This is a genomic window from Marivita sp., assembly GCF_051251565.1.
Taxonomy (GTDB): Bacteria; Pseudomonadota; Alphaproteobacteria; order Rhodobacterales; family Rhodobacteraceae; genus Marivita.
This window is the reverse complement of sequence record NZ_JBPOFB010000064.1, coordinates 1-2422: the sequence shown is the minus strand read 5'-3', so window position 1 is coordinate 2422 and position 2422 is coordinate 1. Positions and strand designations below refer to the sequence as shown.

At 64.3% G+C, this 2422-nt stretch carries 3 protein-coding genes; all 3 read right to left on the bottom strand.

Annotated elements, in window-relative coordinates:
* Positions 1-595 (bottom strand): FAD-dependent oxidoreductase (locus ACSHXH_RS19355; protein WP_435673437.1); only part of this gene is annotated, 595 nt, incomplete at its 3' end.
* Positions 596-726: 131 nt separating this feature from the next.
* The gene (locus ACSHXH_RS19350; RefSeq protein WP_435673436.1) at positions 727-1761 is read right to left on the bottom strand and encodes a lipocalin-like domain-containing protein; all 1035 of its coding nucleotides are present in this window, start codon (positions 1759-1761) and stop codon (positions 727-729) included.
* Positions 1751-2422, bottom strand: a 672-nt coding sequence (locus ACSHXH_RS19345) for an FtsX-like permease family protein (RefSeq protein ID WP_435673435.1), incomplete at its 5' end; no start/stop codon positions are given. The genes ACSHXH_RS19345 and ACSHXH_RS19350, both read right to left, overlap by 11 nt.

Genomic DNA, 2422 nt, shown 5'->3' with positions numbered 1-2422 from the left:
TCACATGCGTGGCATGAACTTCGGCCACAGAGACATTCTCTTCGATCTCGACCCCGAGATCGGCCATCGCGGCCAGCAGCCTGTCACGGGCTGCCTCTCCGATACCGCGCAGAACCTCTTCGGTTTCCAGAACGGTGATCCGCGTGTCTCGCCCGCCGTTGCGCAGGGCGTGGGCCATCGCCATCGCAAGCTCGACCCCGCCGACACCACCACCGATGACCGCGGCCTCCGCCTTGCCCTGCGTGCTGCGCCACCCGTCCCATCCCGCCGCCAGCCGATCCAGCGGTTTGGCCGGGATTCCGTGTTCGGCAAAGCCGGGAATTTCCGGCATCGCGCTGGTGATGCCGATATCGACCGAAACCACGTCGTAGGAAATCTGCCGGTCGTCGACGGTAATCCTCCGGTTGTCCCTGTCGATCGCGCTGGCCTTGCCCGCGATCAGACGTGCGCCCGCAAAACGGGCCAGCCGCACCAGATCGATGTCCAGATCGCCGCGATCGTAATGTCCCGCGACATAGCCCGGCAGCATTCCGGTATAAGGCGCCGTCGCGCCGGGATTGATGACTGTTACCTGTACACCAGGCAACGGGTTCATCCCCCATGATCGCAAGAGAAGCGCGTGTGTATGGCCGCCTCCGATAAGGACAAGCTGTCGCGAAAGGGGGATTTGTATTTGCATGATGTTTCTCTAAAGCAGCCTGAGCGCGGGCGAAACGATGGTCGGCATCAATAGCCCGTCATCTCGAGGTAGCCACGTCCGCTGTGCGATCCATCCACGGTGACCGGCCCCTCCCAATAGGGAACCGAGGTCGCCATCCATGCCTGCGGGTTCAGCGCCTCGACGGTGATGTCCACGTCATGATCCGGGAGCCGCACGGCCCAACGGGTCGGCACGCTGCGATTGGCCACCTCCGTTTCGGACAAAGGCTCGGCCTGAAATGCGCCCGGTGGCAGCGCCGTCGCGCGGCCCTGCGGGTCAATCCATGTCGCCGAGGTGTAGGCGGTGCCGTCTTCCTGCCGCAGCAGAAATCCCATCATCCGCTCGCCGCTCTCAAATACCAGCGAGAACCAGTCCCAGCCGGTCTGGCTTTCCGATAGCGGTTGCGACGACCATTCACGGTCCAGCCAGGCGCTGCCGTTGACGGCAAGATCGCCTTCGGGAAGGCTCAGCGTCCCGGCGATGTCGAAGAACGGCTGCGAATAATAGTAGCTCGCCTGCCCCTCAGCCGATTTGACGGAGTAGCCTTCGTCGCCATGCAACACCAGCGGACCCTGCGCGCTTAACCGCATGTCATAGGAGAAATCATCTCCCGTGGCGCGCAGCACGCCGGGCCCGGTCAGACCGGAAAGCTGCCATTCGTCGATCCATGCGACGAAGGGATCGGTCTCGACACCGGCCTGTCCGACGCCGCCGCGCGCGAACCTCTCGGCGACATAGTGATCTTCGGGCGTGGTCACCGCTGCGTGTCCCATCCAGAGCTGCGGCGTGTCGAAGCCCTCACCAGCCTCCGGCGCAAGCGCCGAGCGGAACAGCGTCCATTGCAGCCCGTACTCGGTGCCGTCCGCTGCCGAAAGATTGGAGGTCAGATACCACCACTCGATCCGGAAATCCGGGTGCGCGGCGTGGTCGGCCGGAAATGTGAGCGTGGTGCCGCGCTGCGGCGTGGCAAAGCCGTCCGCCGTCGTTCCGAGCCCGGCAAAGCCCTGCGCGGCTGCCAGCATGGGCAGCAGTGTCAGGAGTGCGGCGATCCTAACGCTCATTCGAGAAGACCTTCAGCAATTGCGACGGCGGCGTACGCGACAATTGCCGCGCGGGCCACCATGCTGCGGCAACCGCTGCGACCAAGGCAAGCAGCCCCAGCCGCGCGTAATCCGCCGGGAACAGATACATCGGCAGCTTCCAGCCAAACGCCTCAACATTGACTACCGACAGCAGCGCCCAGGCCAGCGCCAGTCCGAGCGGTAGGGCAACCAGAGCGGTCAGCGCGGCGAGCATCAGGGCGCGGAGCAGTTCCAGCCCGCGCATCCGCCGTCGCGTCAGACCGAGCGCCCACACCGGTGCCAACTGCGGCAGACGCATACCGGCCAGCGTCAGCAGACTCATCAGCATGGCGAACCCCGCCACAGTCAGCGTCAGAACATTCAACGCGGCGGTTACGGTAAAAGTGCGCTCAAAGATTTCCATGGAAAGTGCTTTCAGCGCAGCCTGATCGACGATCGCATCCGGAGAAAGGCCCAGGTCCTCGGTCAGGTCCCGACGCAGGCCTCCGGGGTCTGCTGTCCGGAGGCCGAACCGCGTCGCCACCACATCCGGGAAACGGTCGCGAAACTCGGCCTCGCCCAGAATCGCCTGACCCTCCGGATTGCCATAGTCACTGTAGACCCCCGCAATAACGTAGTGCTCACCGTCGATCTCGAGGGT

What these genes read in the sequence shown, in the direction of transcription:
- ACSHXH_RS19350 (WP_435673436.1), bottom strand. Translation starts at nt 1,761, where the DNA reads ATGAGCGTTAGGATCGCCGCACTCCTGACACTGCTGCCCATGCTGGCA.